The sequence below is a fragment of the Micromonospora orduensis genome, assembly GCF_006228125.1.
Taxonomy (GTDB): Bacteria; Actinomycetota; Actinomycetes; order Mycobacteriales; family Micromonosporaceae; genus Micromonospora; species Micromonospora orduensis.
In genome coordinates, this window is record NZ_VDFY01000149.1 from 1 (window position 1) to 15,644 (window position 15,644).

12 protein-coding genes and 1 tRNA gene are annotated in these 15,644 nt (G+C 68.6%); 6 read left to right on the plus strand and 7 right to left on the minus strand.

All coding sequences use genetic code 11. The annotated features are described in order from the left end of the window. Positions 1-282: 282 nt before the first annotated feature. Entirely contained in the window at positions 283-1,428 is a 1,146-nt protein-coding gene (locus FHG89_RS13560; RefSeq protein WP_139584737.1) for an IS110 family RNA-guided transposase, read from the minus strand. A gap of 307 nt (positions 1,429-1,735) precedes the next feature. Between FHG89_RS13560 and FHG89_RS13565 the strand changes: the two genes are divergently transcribed. The 3 genes from FHG89_RS13565 (at position 1,736) to FHG89_RS13575 (ending at position 3,587) form a co-directional block, all read left to right on the plus strand. Continuing rightward, a complete protein-coding gene (locus FHG89_RS13565) occupies positions 1,736-2,017 on the plus strand; it encodes a hypothetical protein (RefSeq protein WP_139584738.1) in 282 nt (93 codons plus the stop codon). A gap of 173 nt (positions 2,018-2,190) precedes the next feature. Then, positions 2,191-2,841, plus strand: coding sequence for a hypothetical protein (locus tag FHG89_RS13570; RefSeq protein ID WP_139584739.1), 651 nt, complete (start codon positions 2,191-2,193; stop codon positions 2,839-2,841). A 176-nt stretch (positions 2,842-3,017) separates the two neighbouring features. Continuing rightward, positions 3,018-3,587, plus strand: coding sequence for an NADAR family protein (locus FHG89_RS13575; RefSeq protein WP_139584740.1), 570 nt, complete (start codon positions 3,018-3,020; stop codon positions 3,585-3,587). 555 nt (positions 3,588-4,142) lie between these two features. Here FHG89_RS13575 and FHG89_RS13580 read toward each other — a convergent pair. Then, positions 4,143-6,734 (minus strand): BTAD domain-containing putative transcriptional regulator, encoded by a 2,592-nt coding sequence (locus tag FHG89_RS13580; protein WP_244295420.1) that lies wholly within the window; start codon positions 6,732-6,734, stop codon positions 4,143-4,145. Between the two features lie 327 nt (positions 6,735-7,061). Between FHG89_RS13580 and FHG89_RS13585 the strand changes: the two genes are divergently transcribed. From FHG89_RS13585 to FHG89_RS13595, 3 genes are all read left to right on the plus strand, one after another. Then, positions 7,062-8,978, plus strand: coding sequence for an Hsp70 family protein (locus FHG89_RS13585; RefSeq protein WP_139584742.1), 1,917 nt, complete (start codon positions 7,062-7,064; stop codon positions 8,976-8,978). A 1,099-nt stretch (positions 8,979-10,077) separates the two neighbouring features. After that, complete coding sequence (locus FHG89_RS13590) at positions 10,078-10,287, plus strand: helix-turn-helix transcriptional regulator (RefSeq protein ID WP_112584515.1); 210 nt, start codon at positions 10,078-10,080, stop codon at positions 10,285-10,287. Positions 10,288-10,291: 4 nt separating this feature from the next. Continuing rightward, positions 10,292-11,503: a tyrosine-type recombinase/integrase gene (locus FHG89_RS13595; RefSeq protein WP_139584743.1), complete on the plus strand. Its 1,212-nt coding sequence runs from the start codon at positions 10,292-10,294 to the stop codon at positions 11,501-11,503. A 113-nt stretch (positions 11,504-11,616) separates the two neighbouring features. On the opposite strand, the gene FHG89_RS13600 is transcribed toward FHG89_RS13595, so the two are convergent. From FHG89_RS13600 to scpB, 5 genes are all read right to left on the minus strand, one after another. Then, positions 11,617-11,690: transfer RNA gene (locus tag FHG89_RS13600), tRNA-Pro, on the minus strand. Positions 11,691-11,860: 170 nt separating this feature from the next. Then, positions 11,861-13,267: a ribosome biogenesis GTPase Der gene (der, locus tag FHG89_RS13605; protein ID WP_139584744.1), complete on the minus strand. Its 1,407-nt coding sequence runs from the start codon at positions 13,265-13,267 to the stop codon at positions 11,861-11,863. After that, entirely contained in the window at positions 13,264-13,944 is a 681-nt protein-coding gene (gene cmk, locus FHG89_RS13610) for a (d)CMP kinase (protein WP_139584746.1), read from the minus strand. The genes der and cmk overlap by 4 nt, the downstream gene beginning before the upstream one ends. Positions 13,945-14,116: 172 nt before the next feature. After that, positions 14,117-14,887, minus strand: coding sequence for a pseudouridine synthase (locus tag FHG89_RS13615; RefSeq protein WP_139584745.1), 771 nt, complete (start codon positions 14,885-14,887; stop codon positions 14,117-14,119). Beyond that, positions 14,874-15,617, minus strand: a complete 744-nt coding sequence (scpB, locus tag FHG89_RS13620) for an SMC-Scp complex subunit ScpB (RefSeq protein ID WP_425280173.1) — start codon at positions 15,615-15,617, stop codon at positions 14,874-14,876. The genes FHG89_RS13615 and scpB overlap by 14 nt, the downstream gene beginning before the upstream one ends. Between the last annotated feature and the right edge of the window lie 27 nt (positions 15,618-15,644).

Here is a 15,644-nt window from a genome sequence, read left to right on the forward strand (position 1 = left end):
CCTACCACCGCCGTCGACGCCAACGATCCCTGTCCCGGTTGACCCCTATCGAGTACGAGACCATCATGACCCCACCGGCCAGTCAGGCCGCGTGACTGAAACTGTCACCTATCGGTGCAGCAGACCCTCGATAGCTGATGTAATCGTTGAGACACTGATCCCACCGGGTGGCGCCCTAACCAGCGCATCCGCTGCGACGACCACTTCGGCGGATCCGAAGATGTCAGTCATGATCCTCTAGGTCGCCAGTCGGGCTACGTCCTCATCTGGCTCCCCTCTGTGTCAAGACACCGCCGGGAGGAGAGTTCTATCCTGGGTCTCGGCGGGTCCGGGAAGTGACTTCTCCGAAGAGCCGACTGGGGGATGAGAGTCGGTCGCGCTGGAGCCAGTTGCCGTTCCCTGTTGTCCTCCCGGGCCCGCTGCCATGGCGGCTGTGGCGTCCTCGATCATGCATCGGTAGACGATGTCGGACAGGCGTCGTTTCAGCGCGCGCATCGCTTCCATCGATGTCTTGCCGGAGGCCTTCTTGCGGTCGAAGTAGGCGCGGCCTTCGGTGGGGTTGCGGAGCTGGACGGTGGCCATGATGTGCAGCACCCGGTTGATCTGCCGGTTCCCGGCGCGGGAGAGCCGGTGGCGTATCTGCTCGCCGGAGGACGCGTCGATGGGGGCGGTGCCGTTCCAGGAGGCGAAGTGGGCCCGGTTGGGAAACCGGGTGATGTCGCCGACCTCGACCAGGAGGCGGGCGGCGCCGGAGGGTCCGATGCCGTGCAGGTCCATCAGCGTGGTGACGGTGGAGGCGACCAGTTCTTTCAGTTCCTTGTCGGCGTCTTTGGAGCGTCGGTAGATGCGTTCGAGGTCGCTGATCAGCTCCGCGGCGACCCGCCGTCGGGCCTTGCCGACGGCGTCCCGGGGTCGGACCGTTGCCAGCAGTGTCTTGGCTTGGGCGGCGGACAGGCTCTTCTTCGCCCCACCGGGAATGAGTTCCAGCAGCAGTTGGTGCAGCTGGGAGATCATCCGGGTGTGGTCCTCGCCGAGGGAGCGGCGCCGGTCGACCAGGATCCGCAGCAGGGCGAGTTGTTCGTCGTTGACGACCGGGCGTAGCCCGGTCATGCGGGTGCCGGCCAGGGCGATGGAGTGGGCGTCGGTGGCGTCGGTCTTGCGGCCCTGGCCGGTGGCGAACACGCGCGCCCTGGCGGACAGCTTCGGCGGGACGTCGACGATCTGTTCACCGTCGGCGAGTAGCCGGTTGGCGATGTGCCGGCCGATGCCCTGGCAGCCCTCGATCGCCCAGACCCGGTTCGGCCACTGCTTGGCGTACTTTGCCATAGCTGTGTAGCCGTTGCGGTTGGTGTCGAACCGGCCGCCGCCGACGATGGTCTCGTCGCGGGCCATGACCTCGATCGTGGCGGAGCGCTTGTGTGGGTCCATCCCGATGACCACACGATCAGAAATGGCACTCAACGGGTCCTCCGATGCTCGATCCACCTGGGTTGTCGAGCCGGGAGGGCAACGCTACTTCGAGCCGAGCAAACCCCTCTTGAGCCTCTCCCCGCCCTGGGGCGACGCCCGGGCCGCGCAGGCCAAATGAGAGCCACACGACCAGCGTGGGCAGCCGAAATGAGAGCGACAGCCCGGGCGCCTCGACCGAAGCCTGGCCGGGCCACGATCGCAGGTCAATGAAACAAGTAGCCGATGAGCGCGCGCCCCTCCTCGGGCTCCGCCTATGATCGCACGCATGCTCATCGAGGTCATTGGTAATCATCAGTTGCCTGACGACGTCGATCGCGATGATGTTGAAGACCTACTCGCGACTGCACTACGCGCGGATGGCGATGTAACCGGCGCGGGTAGCGGGTCGGGGCGATGGCATCTTGACGTTGAGGTCTCGGCCGATGCGGATCAGTTTCCACACGTGCTTCGAAGGCTTGCCACCGCGCTGGTCGGCCAGGATCTTGGATGGGTGGTGCTCCGACCGGAGCACGAGGAGACGGGGAAGTCGGCTCGCGAGCTTGCCTGAGGTCGCTCACGACATGTCCGCATCTGCCGCCGTCCGAGCGCCTGGTCCAAGCAGCGACAACCGCCTGATAAGGGCGTGACATTGATTCGATGGTCGTCGTCGAGGTGGCGTGGTGAGTGGTGGTGGTGGTGTGCGTCTGTGGGTCGATGTTCTCGATCAGCTAGGTTTCCGGCGTGGATATCCAGGTGCTGGAGGGTGCGCTCGTTGAGCTGCCGACCGCCGACGTCAGAGGCATGGACCGGCGTGCGTTCGGCGAGTTCGTGGGGCCGCGCGGTGAGTTGGCCTCGTACGCATTCGGCTGGAGCACGGGCTCAGACCCGCACGTGGCCCGACTGTCCATCGGGATTGGTGTCGGCAATCCTGGCGGCGGAACGTTCCACGCCGTCATCTTCGCGAACGAGGATGGTCACGCGTTCTCGCTCGTCGACGAGCCCTTCGAGCGGGTCCCGCAGGGCGGTCCGGACCTGACCGCGGACCAGTCGCGCGCACACGAGGACCTGCCGTTCGTCTGGTGGGTCGCCGACCAGGTCATGCGGCACGATCGGCGAGCCTGGTGGATGCGGCACTGGTTGTTGGGCACCACCTGTGTTCAGACCCCTGAGGTCTTCGAACGCCGCGAGCCTGTTCTGTTCATCAGTCACGACGCGGACGACGGAGTCTGGCAGTTGATCGGAGCCTCCGACGCGAGCGGCAGCACCGGCAAGGTCGGACATTTGCACCATGCCGTCGACGAGGATCCCAGCCTGATCGACGTTCTTGACCTACCGCCCGGAAGCAGCGCGGTACGCGCGGGCGTCGAAAAACCCTGGACCGAAGACGTCTAACCTCAATCGAGGCACTTCTTACCGACTGTCGGTCAGCCGCTGCCGAACGGTGGACCGGTATCCGGATCTGGCCGACAGAGCATGGTGTCCGTGAGGCGCTTACCGGCAAGCGCCCTCTCGGCTCTGCCGGACAATACTGTGGCGCATTGGGGTCCGGGTCGAGGACACTCGCGATCATGCTGGCTTCACGTCGTAGCGTCACGGATCTGGTCGCCGCACAGGCGCGCGGGGAACGGATCAAGCTTCTGTTCTTCTGGGGGCACCAGCCGGAGCGCGACGGCCGGGTCGGCGCCGGATGCCTGAGTCAGTGGTGGCCAGTGTCATTCATGATCGACGGGCTCGTTTTCGCAACCGCGGAGCACTACATGATGTGGCGCAAGGCCACCCTGTTCGGTGACGACGCGATGGCCGAGCGGGTTCTCGCCGCGCCGCACCCACACGCGGCCAAGGCGCTCGGCGGCAGGGTCGTCGGCTTCGATCAACGGACCTGGGACGAACACCGCTTCGAGATCGTGGTGGCCGGCAACCTGGCTAAGTTCGGACAGCACGCCGCGCTGCGCGAATTCCTGGCTGGTACCGGACGGCGGGTTCTCGTCGAGGCCAGCCCGGTGGACCGGATCTGGGGTATCGGGCTAACTCGAGAGGATCCCGTCGCCTCCGATCCGGCTCGCTGGCAGGGCCTCAACCTGCTCGGGTTCGCGCTCATGCAAGTTCGCGACGCCCTTCAGGAAGAGCCGGAGCGGTAGCCGGCGCTAGACGTCGAGATCACGGACTTGCCGCAGACAACGCGCGGGGCGGCTTCAAACGCCGCTCGTAGCACCAGCGTCGGCTTCGTACGGTAACCGGGCGCAGCGGCAGTCAATCCGTGGTGGGCCGGTTAATGGCCGTCCCGGTGGAGCCGGTCTCGTCTGTCATACGCCACGCGGGTGTAGCGCAGCTTGTGTATGCATCCTCGGCACCTGGATTCCTGCCGGGCTGGGCCAGGCGCTTAGGTCGGTGCGAGGCGGTCTGCCGGTCCATTCGCACGCCGCTGGGTGTATTCAGCTGGTGCGGCTCGGCAGTGGAGGGCGGCGGCCAGGGCGGTGGCGGTTTCGCCGGTTGACCGGGGTGCCCCGTTGCACAAGCCGCACGGTGGGGCAGCGAACGGGCGGGCGGATGGCATTAATCCGCAGGGGCTTTCCGTACGGATTTGCGGCTCGCCAGGGTTGGTTGTCCGGCGCAGCACGTGATGGCCCAGCGGAGGATCGGCACGAGCGCCAGCAGGTGTAGCGAACGTGCGTGGGGTGGCCTGGCGGGGACGGTCAATTCTCGTCCAGGCTGTTTCGGAGCTGCGTGGCGAGCGTGATGGTGTCGTCGTGTGGTTCGGCGTCGAGGTCGGCGAGGGCTTTGGTCAGGGCGCGTAGCAGGGTGCGGATGCCGTCGGTGTCGCCGAGGGCGTGTCGGGCGTGCATCGCCTTGGTGTAGAGGGCTTCGTTGTAGTGGTCGAGTCCGATTGCCTTGGCGAGTAGGTCGGATGCGGCCTGCGGGTTGGTGTCGAGCAGGTCGTCGGCCAGCAGGAGGTGGGCTTCGGTGCCCCACCGGCGGACCGTCTCGCGGTGGGGTTGCAGCCACTCGTAGTCCTGGCCGTCGGCGAGGGGTGCGGTGTAGAGGTCGCAGGCGGTGGTGAGGAGTTCACGGCGGCGCGGCTCGGTGGCGATGGTGGCGCTGCGCATCAGGTCGCGCAGTGTCCACACGTCGACGTCCACGGTCGCCGGGTCGAGCAGGTACCGCCCGTTGGATTTGATGACGTAGGCGTTCTTCGTCTCTGCGGTGCCGGCGCGGCCGAGGACGTGTCGCAGGTTCGAGGCGTTGGTGTGTACGCGTTGGTCGGCTTGGCTGATGCGGGCGTCGGGTTCGAGGTATTCGCCGATGTCGCGGGTGGCGGCTCCATCGGGGTGCACGGCGAGGTATACCGCGAGTTCCAGGGCTTTGGCTCGCAGCGGCCGACCTTCGGCGGTGATGCCTTCGATGCGCGGGTGGCCGAGCACGCGCAGCCGCGCCCGTCCCGACACGGTGCCGTCGGTGGGCTTGACGGCGGTCGGGGTAGCCGGGTCCGTGGCGGTTGGCCTGATCTCGGTGCGGCTGGCGTGCAGGGCCACGATCGTGACCGGTGCGGCTGGTGAGGTGAGCGCGGGCGGTTCGCCGGTCTGCGCCTCGCGGAGCGTGGTCAGGATCTGAATGGCGGCCGATGGTTCGAGTACGGGCAGGCGCGGCGGCACTGGTTCGGCGGACTGCCCGGAGAGGAGCGTGGTGTGTCCGTCCGGGGTGACCTCGACGGTGGCGCCGTGGGCCCATTCGCCGAGCAGCAGCGCGGACACGTGCAGTCCCTCGCCCAAGGCAAGGGCAACCTTGGCGCGCATGCGGGCACTAGCGGGCGGGGTCTCGGTGATGAGCATGACCGGCGGTAGCGCTCCCTCGTCGGGCACTGTCCGCCGCAGCTCATCCAAGTCGGTTAGAGCGTGCTCATCGAGGATGCGGCTGCGGTGCAGCAGCCGGGACTCGATGACGGTAAGCGCGTCGTTGATGTTGTCGGTCAGGTGCAGGCGCGGCCAGGGGTTGAGGGTCACCGCGTCCGGGCCGAGCAGCGCGGTCATGGTGGCGGCGTCGATGACGACCTCGCCGCGGGCGTCGGGGTGGTGCGGGCCGCCGGAGGCCAGCACCGCGACGAGGGCGGCGCGGGCGGCAGCGTGCGCGCCGTCGCCCACGACTCCGCATCCGCCGGTCGGCAGTGCACCGAGGTCGGGTACGAGAGCGAGCGGCGGGCCGTCGTCGTTGCTCGCGTTTGGTGGCTCGGGGTTGCGGGCGGCCACGGCGCGGCGGGCCTGGAGCACGGTTGGGGGCAGCTCGGTCGGTGGATCATCGTCAGGCTCGCCGGTGTATCGACGGCGGCGTTGGAGCCACAACATTGCGGCGGCGGCGCTGATGGCGGCGGCGAGCGACCAGGGCAGCCAACCGGAGTCCGACAGATCCACACCCCGGTCATCTGTGGCCGCCGTAGGGCTGTGCGTTATGGGCGGGGGCGCGGCAGGGTTGGAGACCACGGACGACGACGGTGGCGACGAGACGGATTCGGTTGGGGCTGCCGGCCGGGTCTTGGTGGGTATGGCGGTTGGTCGCTCGGGTGAGGGTGGCGGCACGGCGGGATCGGGCAGGTCCGGGGCGGCGCTCGGCAATGCCGGTGGTGTCGCGGGCCGGCCCGGCCGGGGCGTGGGGGGCGTTGCTGGTGTGGCGGCTTGTGGTGGGCGGGCGTCGGCAGGTAGGCGAAGCTCCCAGCCGGGGTAGATGAGGTCGCAGTCACGCAGGACACCGCCGACAGGAAAGTGACGGTGCTTGTTCAGGCCACAGACCTCCGGCCACCGACCCGCGTCGCCGAGCCACTCCTTCGCGACCTTGGACAAGGTGTCGTGTCGCTCGACCGTGTAGAGGTAGCGCTGGTCGGCGACGTGGATGATGGCGGGTCCCCGGGCTGCGGCTTGCCGGGGAACATCGGCACGCTCGGTCGCAGCGACGGGTGTAGACGGCCGATCCGCATGCGCCGCCGCGTCGAGGGAGCCTGCGGGGGTGACGGCGAGCGCGGCGGTGCCGGCCAGACCGAACACGAGCCGGTGCAACGGGGCCGGCAGCCTGAGGATGGGGATACGCCACCGGGTCACCGCCGCGAGGATCTCGGCGAGCAGGAGCAGTGTGAATACTCCCCACAGCAGCCATATCGCCCAGAGGGCCGCACCGATGAGGAAGTCGGGGGTGAACCGTCCGCTGGAGCGCGCGAACCAGTCGGGGATCTGTGACCAGGCCGGCAGCCGGCGCAGCGGGTTCCCACCCGCAGCCCACAGCAGTACCGGAACGGCGACCAAGAAGAGACCGGCACCGATGACGCCGCGAAGAGCACCGCTCAGGGACGGCCTCGCGCGGCGCGGCCGCGGATCTGATGGGATGCGAACGGTGGCTCGTGCACCGTACTCGGCGAGTTTGTCGTCTCTGCCTCGGTGCGTCTGCGGCACCTGTCCCCCTGCCGTTGATCCCCGATCTTCTTCAAATACACGAGGGTGAGTGCCTTCGACTATCCCATCGGGAGAGATTCTCACCATCCGCGTACAACGAGTCACGTTCTGCGGATCACGGTTGACACCCGGATGCCTTCAGGGACGAGACTGCCCCTCATGCCAAGCGGGGGCACTGTCTTGTCGATCGACTTAAGTTCGTCGGCCATCGCGGCCACTGTCAGCCGGCAAGGCCTCAAGATCCCCATTCTCATCGACGGTCGCCTCGTCATGCCACCTGGCGTCGTTATCGGGCCCGCAGGGGAGATCTACGTCGGTCTCGACCCAATGGCCGCGATGTCTCTGCCGGCCGACCACCGGTTCGTCGATAACCCGACGGACCTTCTCGGCCGGCCCATCAACACCGCCGATACGACGCAACCCGACCCGGTGGATCTACTCGCCACCGTGCTGCGGCACGTCACCCATCATGCTGCCGTCCAGGTCAACGGGCCCATCACCGCGCTCACCGTTACCGTTCCGCCGAGCTGGGGACCACGCCGCTGCGGACACGTCAGCGAGGCAGCAACCCGCGCGGGATTTCCACCTCCCGCCCTGGTCACCGCACCCGCCGCTCTCGCCGCCTACGCCACAATCCTCGGCGTCACCGTGCCAGCAGGCTCCTGCGTGCTCATTTGCCAGGCAGACCGCGAACCGGCGACCCTCACCGTCTTGCAAACCGCCGCCGACGGCTACCGCGAACTGGCGACACAGCAGATCAGCCTTGCCCATGACCTCGACCACCTCATCGCCCACCACGTCGTCCAGACGGCCACCACAGACTCCGACCCGCTCCAAGCGATCATCACTGCGCCCAGTAGCGACCAGCCAGACGTCGGACGTGCCCTCCTGGAATCCGTCCGCACCGCCAGGCACCTACTCACGACCCAAGACCAAGCCCTGATCCTGCTGCCCGCGCCCCGCCAACCCGCCGTCATCACCCGTCACGACGTCACAGCCGCCGCACAGCCCCTCCTCGACCAGATTCCCGACGCAGTCGACGGACTCCTCGACTCGGCCGACATCGACAAAACGCACCTCGCTGACGTCGTCCTCAGACCAGCCCCCGGCGTAGCCGCGCTGGCCGAAGCGCTCGCCGCGGCCACCGGCAAAACCCCCACACTCATCGATCACCCCCACGCCCTCGCCGACGGTGCCCTCGCCCTCACCACCACGCACCAATCAGGCTCGGCAGCCGCTGCACGGCTACCCCGCGTGCGCCTACGTATCAGCGACCTCACCGGTGCCCTGCTCCTCGGTGCCTGTTCCCTGGTCCTGCTCCTGCAAGCCATCCTCAGCGCCTACATCACCACCTTCAGCACCTGGGTCGTCGGCGTCCGCACCTCCTTACCGCAACTCGGCACCGCCGGCGCACTCGTGATGCTCACCGCATTCGCCGTTGCGCACCTCGCGCCCACCACCTTGCTCGCCGGGACACCCACCGCATCAACACCCGAACCCACCACAGGCAGCCTCATTCGACGCGGATACCTCACCACCGCCGTCGGCGGCGCCATCACCGCAGCGCTCTACGGCCTCGCCACAGGCACCGCCGTCGAATACGACTACACCCCATATCTCAAATGGACCCTCGGGGCAGCCCTACCGTTGGCCGCCTTCGCCGCCCTCATCGCCGCGACCGCACCCCGCATCCCCGCCAACGCGCTACCCACGTGGCTCGCCATGACCCGCCCCGCCGTCACCCACGCGATCACCGCCACCGCCGGCATCTACCTCATGCGTGCCGCAATCACCCTCACCACACCCATCTCCACGAACGCCGTCGCCCCCATCGCTGGCAGCATCGGCGCAGCCCTCGTCGGCATTGCCACCGCCCTCACCATCAGCCGCCGCCGTACGATCCGCGCCATCACCGCACCCGGTCTCGCCATCGGCTACGCCCTCGTCTTCACCGTTGACACCACCGGCGCCCTCATCGTTGGCTACCTCGCCGCCCTCACCTGGTGGGGCATCCGACTCACCGCACACACCCTGCGGCTCGCCTTTCCCCAGCCAGGAACGGCACTACGCCACCTCGCCGACCGGACGGGCGGCTGAAGGACCGCGAAGCCCCTCGGGCTGCTAACACCGCAATTACAACGGCGATGGCAGCGACGCCGGGCGCATCGACCAGCCGCGCAGCGTCTACGTCGGCCAGCAGCAGATCCTCGCCCAACTCGACCCATTACTCGTCCCTGCTTTCCTGCCTAGCCCCGTCAAGGCAACTGAGCCAGCAGTCCACCAACATCAACAAGCGACCGGAGAACGTCTGACACGCCCGCCGAGGAGGAGGCAGGCCGAAATGCCACACCTACATACAGCGATACGTATAGCAGCAGACGAGTGCCGGTTGAGCGAAGGCTCAGCCGGCACTCGCATTTTCGGAAGGAGTTCCAAAATCGCCGAAGCGCACCAACAATCCTGGCCATCCAACTCGGCCACCACGATGGCCGACTGAGCCCCTAGACCGAACAACTTCGAGTGACCCAAGCGCCACGAGACTTCGAGCCGGCCAGTCCTCCCAGCGCACAGGCCGGCAATCCGACCAGCGCCGACCTCAGGACCTCCAACTCAGCCGCGCTGGCAGACACGCGAACGCCACTGGACCAACCCACCGAGCGAACGCGGCCACCGCACCTCACCGAAAGGGCACAAACATGGGAACGTTCCAGAATTTCCGGATCCGCATTGATATCGAGCAGGCCAAGCGGACGCACCCTACAACCTGCTCAACAAACTCCTACGCATCTGAGCCTCGTATGAGATCCCGCAATGCCAAACCCTCACTGACCGGAAAACCAGCGGGCACCCACCAATCGCCGGCGTCAAGCTTCGAGATTCAGAGCAAGCATTTCCGCCGAGACGAGCCGCAATGCCCGCAGCATCTTGCGGTAACAACAATCAACGAGAGGCTTGACGCCATACGACCAAACCGGATGGATAAACAGCCACAGTCGATAAGTCTCACGACCGCCTATGGCAGTGATAGCGCCAAGGACCCCCGATACCAATCATGCTGGAATCCTGAAAGGACGCCAGATCCATGTTCGCCCCGCCCCCGTACCGCAGCCGGTTCCTCACCGCCCGGTGGCCGGCAGCCTGCCGGCCGCGTCACGCCGCGCCGACTGCCCGGCTCCACCAACATGTTGGGTCGCCGATGAACGTCTCAGCCGCCCCGGAGTGGCGGCCGGACCCGCTCCTGAGCATCGACGACGTCGCCGCCTGGCTGGGCAAGCCCAAGAACACCCTCTACGCCTGGCACAGCCGAGGTAAGGGACCCCGCGCCATCCGCGTCGGCAACACCCTGCGGTACCGGCGCAGCGAAGTCGAACGCTGGCTCGACGACCACACCGACGCGGAGCGCTGACCCCATGGCCCGACCTGAACTACCCATCGGCACCTGGGGCAAGATCCGCACTCAGAAGCTGGGGCCCAATCGGTTCCGCGCCCGAGCGCGGTTTCGCGACTACGACGGCAAGACCCGCGACATCGAGGCCACCGGCACCACCGGCCCGGCCGCGGAACGGGCGCTGAAGGTCAAGCTACGTGACCGCACCACCCCCAACGACGACGAGATCACCCGGGAGACCCGCGTCAGCACACTCGCCGACCTGTGGATCGACGAGATCACCACCGAGGAGCGGATCGCAGCACAGACCATCCAGCGATACGAGACCAGCACTCGCAACGCGATCCTGCCCGCCCTGGGCAACCTCCGAATCAGAGAAGCCAGCGTTGGGCGCCTGGATCGGTTCCTGCGCGACATCGCCAAAGACCGCCCCTCGGCAGCCAAGGGCGCGAAAGTCGTCCTGAGCCAGATGTTCGCCCTGGCCGTTCGCCACGGCGCGATCCCCACCAACCCCGTACGCGACACCGGCCGGCTCCGTAAACCCCGCCGCACCGTCGTCGCCCTCACCGACGAGAATCTCCAGGCCGTCCGCACGGCGATCCGCGACTGGCAGCGACCGATCCCCGGCAAGCCCGGACCACGGCACAGCGGCGACCTAGCGGACGTCGTCGACCTGATGCTCGCCACCGGCGCCCGCATCGGCGAGATCCTTGCCCTGCGATGGGAGGACCTCGACCTCGCCGCCGAACGCCCCACCCTGACGATCTGCGGCACGCTCGTCTTCGTCAAAGGCCAGGGCTTCTTCCGCCAACCCTGGACCAAGAGCGACGCCGGCTGGCGAATGGTCGTCCTGCCCCGGTTCGCCGTCGGCATGATCATGGCCCGCAAGCTCGTCGCCGCCGACAACCCCCACGACGCGATCTTCGCCTCCCGACGCGGCACCTGGCTCTCGCCCAACAACGTCCGCCGCCAGTGGCGTGAGGCCCGCGCCGACACCGACCTCGCCTGGGTCACCCCCCACACCTTCCGCAAGACCGTCGCCACCCTCATCAAAGAAGAGACCGACACGAAAAGCGCCGCAGCACAGCTGGGACACTCCCGCGAGGAGGTCACCGCCACCTACTACATCGCCAAGCCCGCCCAAGCCCCGGACGTCTCGGACATCCTCGAGCGACTCGGTGCCGACCTCAGGCGACGTCCCACACCCGCATTGCCCAACGATGCGCAGGGATGACGAACCTGGTCGCCGACCCCGGTAAATGGGGGGTTTTCGGGGGGCGGTTCAAAACCCCATAGACAAACTTAAAGCCCTGACCAACGTTTCCGCTGGTCAGGGCTTCTTCTCTGTCGGGACGGCCGGATTCGAACCGACGACCCCTTGACCCCCAGTCAAGTGCGCTACCAAGCTGCGCCACGTCCCGCCCTCGCAAGGTTTCCCCTGCGACAGCCGGTACAGCTTAGCGCAGCGGCTTCCGCTCGTCCGCACAGGCCCCACCCGGGTCGTGTGCGCCGCGAACCACCGCACAACCCCTAGAGCGTCCTAGGAGGGTGGGCCAGGCGACGTCGCCTGGCCCACCCGAAACAGCCAGGGTCAGCCGTGCGCCTTGCCTCGGCCGCCGGGGCCGAGCTTCTTGCGGGGGCGGACGGATATTTCGATGGGGCTGCCCTCGTACCCGAACTCCTCGCGGAGCTTGCGCTCGACGAAGCGCTGGTAGCCGGCGTCGAGTGGGCCGGTGGTGAAGAGCACGAACCGCGGCGGCGCCACGCCCGCCTGGGTGGCGAACAGGATCCGCGGCGCGCGACCGCCGCGCACCGGGTGCGGGGTGGCCTGCACCAGGGCGGTCAGCCACTGGTTGAGCTGCGCGGTCGGCACCCGGGTTTCCCAGCTGGCCAGGGCCTTGTTGAGCGCCGGGGCCAGCTTGTCCACCGCGCGGCCGGTCATCGCGGACAGGTTCAGTCGGATCGCCCAGGGGATGCGGCGCAACTCCCGGTCGATCTCCTTGTCCAGGTAGTAGCGGCGGTCCGCGTCGACCAGGTCCCACTTGTTGAACGCGATGACCAGCGCCCGGCCGGCCTCGGTCACCATCGTCAGGATCCGCTGGTCCTGCTCGCTGATCGGCTCGCTGGCGTCGAGCAGCACCACTGCCACCTCGGCGGCCTCGATCGCGCCAGCGGTGCGCAGGCTGGCGTAGTACTCGGTGCCGCTGGCCTTGCCGACCCGCTTGCGCAGACCTGCGGTGTCGACCAGTTGCCAGGTCTGACCGCCGATGTCGACAAGGCTGTCCACCGGGTCCACAGTGGTGCCGGCGACCGAGTCGACGACCGCCCGCTCCTCGCCGGAGAACCGGTTGAGCAGGCTGGACTTGCCGACGTTGGGCCGGCCGACAAGCGCGACCCGGCGTGGCCCGCGCGGACGGTTCTCAACGATCGCCGGGGCCTCCGGCAGCGCCGCGAGGATGGCGTCCAGCAGGTCGCCGGAGCCGCGCCCGTGCAGCGCGGACACCGGGAACGGCTCGCCGAGGCCGAGCGACCACAGCGACGTGGCCTCCATCTCGATGGAGGTGTTGTCGGCCTTGTTCGCCACCAGGATCACCGGCTTGGCGCTGCGCCGCAGCATCTTCACCGCGGCCTCGTCCACGTCGGTGGAGCCGACCATGGCGTCGACCACGAAGAGCACCACGTCGGCGGTGAGCACCGCCGTCTCGGCCTGCGCGGCGATGGCCGCGGCGCGGTCCTTCGCGTCCGGCTCCCAGCCGCCGGTGTCCACCACGGTGAACGACCGGCCGTTCCACTGCGCGTCGTACGGGACCCGGTCCCGGGTCACCCCGGGAACGTCCTCGACGACCGCCTGCCGGCGGCCGATGATCCGGTTGACCAGAGTGGACTTGCCCACGTTGGGGCGGCCGACCACGGCCACCACCGGCTGCGGGCCGGTCGGCTCCTCGACGGCGACGTCGGGCTCGCGCAACTCGACCCAACCGCCACCATCGCTGCTCATGCCACACCCCGCTCGCTGAGAAGGCCACGCAGTCGCGCGACGACCTCGTCGATGCCCAGCTCGGTGGTGTCCAGCACGACGGCGTCCGGCGCCTGGGCGAGCGGGTTGACCTTGCGGGTCGAGTCGAGCCGGTCCCGGCGGGCCAGGTCCGCGGCGGTGGCCGCCACGTCGGCGGCGTCCTCGGCGCTGCGCCGGGCCGCGCGGGCGGCCTCGGAGGCGGTCAGGAAGACCTTCAGGTCGGCGTCCGGCGCCACGACCGAGCCGATGTCCCGGCCCTCGACGACCATCCGGCCCGCGTTGACGATCATCTCGCGCTGCCGGGCGACCAGCAGCTCGCGGACGGCCGGCACGGCGGCGACGGCGGAGACCGCTGCGGTCACCTCGGGGCCGCGGATGTCCGCGTCCACGCTCACGCCGTCGACGGTCACGCCGTACCCCTGCGGGTCGGTGCCGATGCGCAGGTCCACCTCGCCGGCGACCTTCGCCACCGACGCGGCGTCGGCGAGATCCACGCCGGAGCGCAGAACGGCCCACGTGATCGCCCGGTACATCGCCCCGGTGTCCAGGTAGCGCGCACCGATGCCAGCGGCGAGCCGCCGCGAGACGGTGGACTTACCCGAACCGGACGGCCCATCCACAGCGACCACACATCGCCCGGTCCGTACGTTTTCCTCCACCGTGTCCTCCTCAGCCCGTACCTCACGGATCGCCCGGTGCTGGCGCCGCAAGCGGTTGTCCATCATCGTCAATCATGCCCGGGGCCCGTGGTGGACCCGCGCGCGACGCCGCCGGTGGCGACCCACGCCACGTCACGGGGCCTACCGGCAGCCGTACCCCGATCCCGTGGGCTCAGTCACCCACCGCGTGGAACAGGGCGGCGACCTCCGCGTTGGTCAGGCGCCGGATCCGCCCCGTGCGCAGGTCACCCAACCGGATGGGACCGATCGAGGTACGCACCAGCCGGGTGACCGGGTGACCGACCTCGGCCAGCAGACGCCGCACGATGTGTTTGCGCCCCTCGTGCAGGCTCAGCTCCACCTGGGCGCTTTTGCCAAGCGTGTCCACCACCCGGAACGAGTCGACCTTGACCGGGCCGTCCTCCAGCTCGACGCCGGCCAGCAGCCGCTTGCTCAGGTTGCGCGGGATCGGCCCGACCACCTCGGCGAGGTACGTCTTCAGCACCTCGTACGAGGGGTGCATGAGCTTGTGCGCGAGGGTGCCGTCGTTGGTGAGCAGCAGCAGGCCCTCGCTGTCCGCGTCGAGCCGCCCGACGTGGTAGACCCGCTGCTCCACGCGGTTGCCGATGAACTCGGCCAGCTCGTTGCGCCCCTTGTCGTCCGCCATGGTGGTGACCACGCCGCGCGGCTTGTTCATCGCCACGTAGACCAGGCGGGTGTCGACCTGCAGGCGCTCGCCGTCCACGTGGATCACGGCGGTGGCCGGATCGACCTTGTCGCCGAGCTTGGCGACGCGCCCGTCCACCGTGACCCGGCGCCGGAAGATCAGGTCCTCGCAGGCGCGCCGGGAACCCACGCCGGCGGCGGCGAGCACCTTCTGCAGGCGCTCGGCACCCTCGTAGACGGGGGCGTCGGGTTTCGGGGAACGGTTATCGGGTCGCATCGGCAAGCTCTTCTACGTCGTCGGGCAGGAAAGGGGCGAGCGGTGGCAGTTCGTCGACGGTGTTCAGCCCGAGCTTCTCCAGGAACAGCGTGGTCGTCCGGTAGAGGAACGCCCCGCTGTCCGTTTCGGTGCCGCACTCCTCGACCAGGCCGCGGGTCACAAGCGTACGGATGACCCCGTCGCAGTTGACACCGCGGATGGCTGAGATGCGCGACCGCGTCACCGGCTGCTTGTACGCGACAACGGCGAGGGTCTCCAACGCCGCCTGGGTCAGCCGGACAGACTGCCCGTCCAACACGAACCGCTCGACGTACGTAGCGTATTCCGGCCGGGTGTACAGCCGCCAACCGCCGGCCGCCCGGCGCAGCTCGAACCCGTGCCCGGCGGCCGTGTAGCCGGCGGCGATCTCGTCGAGCATCGGCCCGATCCGCTCGGCCGGCTGCTCCAGCACCTGGGCCAGGACCAGCTCGCTGACCGGCTCGTCGACCACCAGCAGGATCGCCTCCAACGCGCCGCGCAGCTCACGGTCGGACAGCTCCGGCGCGGGCTCCGGCGCGGCCGTCACCCGCCGCCGCCCCCCAACCGCCCGAGGGGGTACGCCCGCACCCCCGACCTCGCCGGTCGCGCCCGCCTCGTCGGTCTCCCCCGCGATCGTGGAAGATTCCGGCCCTCGGAGGGGCAGTTCGCTTCCAAGATCTTCAGAGGCCGGCGGCGGGACGGTGGCGACCATGGGCCCGGGTTGGTCACTGTCGCGTTC

What these genes read in the sequence shown, in the direction of transcription:
- FHG89_RS13595 (WP_139584743.1), top strand. Translation starts at nt 10,292, where the DNA reads ATGGCCCGACCTGAACTACCCATCGGCACCTGGGGCAAGATCCGCACT.
- FHG89_RS13615 (WP_139584745.1), bottom strand. Translation starts at nt 14,887, where the DNA reads ATGCGACCCGATAACCGTTCCCCGAAACCCGACGCCCCCGTCTACGAG.
- scpB (WP_425280173.1), bottom strand. Translation starts at nt 15,617, where the DNA reads ATGGTCGCCACCGTCCCGCCGCCGGCCTCTGAAGATCTTGGAAGCGAA.
- FHG89_RS13560 (WP_139584737.1), bottom strand. Translation starts at nt 1,428, where the DNA reads ATGGACCCACACAAGCGCTCCGCCACGATCGAGGTCATGGCCCGCGAC.
- FHG89_RS13575 (WP_139584740.1), top strand. Translation starts at nt 3,018, where the DNA reads ATGCTGGCTTCACGTCGTAGCGTCACGGATCTGGTCGCCGCACAGGCG.
- FHG89_RS13590 (WP_112584515.1), top strand. Translation starts at nt 10,078, where the DNA reads ATGAACGTCTCAGCCGCCCCGGAGTGGCGGCCGGACCCGCTCCTGAGC.
- der (WP_139584744.1), bottom strand. Translation starts at nt 13,267, where the DNA reads ATGAGCAGCGATGGTGGCGGTTGGGTCGAGTTGCGCGAGCCCGACGTC.
- FHG89_RS13565 (WP_139584738.1), top strand. Translation starts at nt 1,736, where the DNA reads ATGCTCATCGAGGTCATTGGTAATCATCAGTTGCCTGACGACGTCGAT.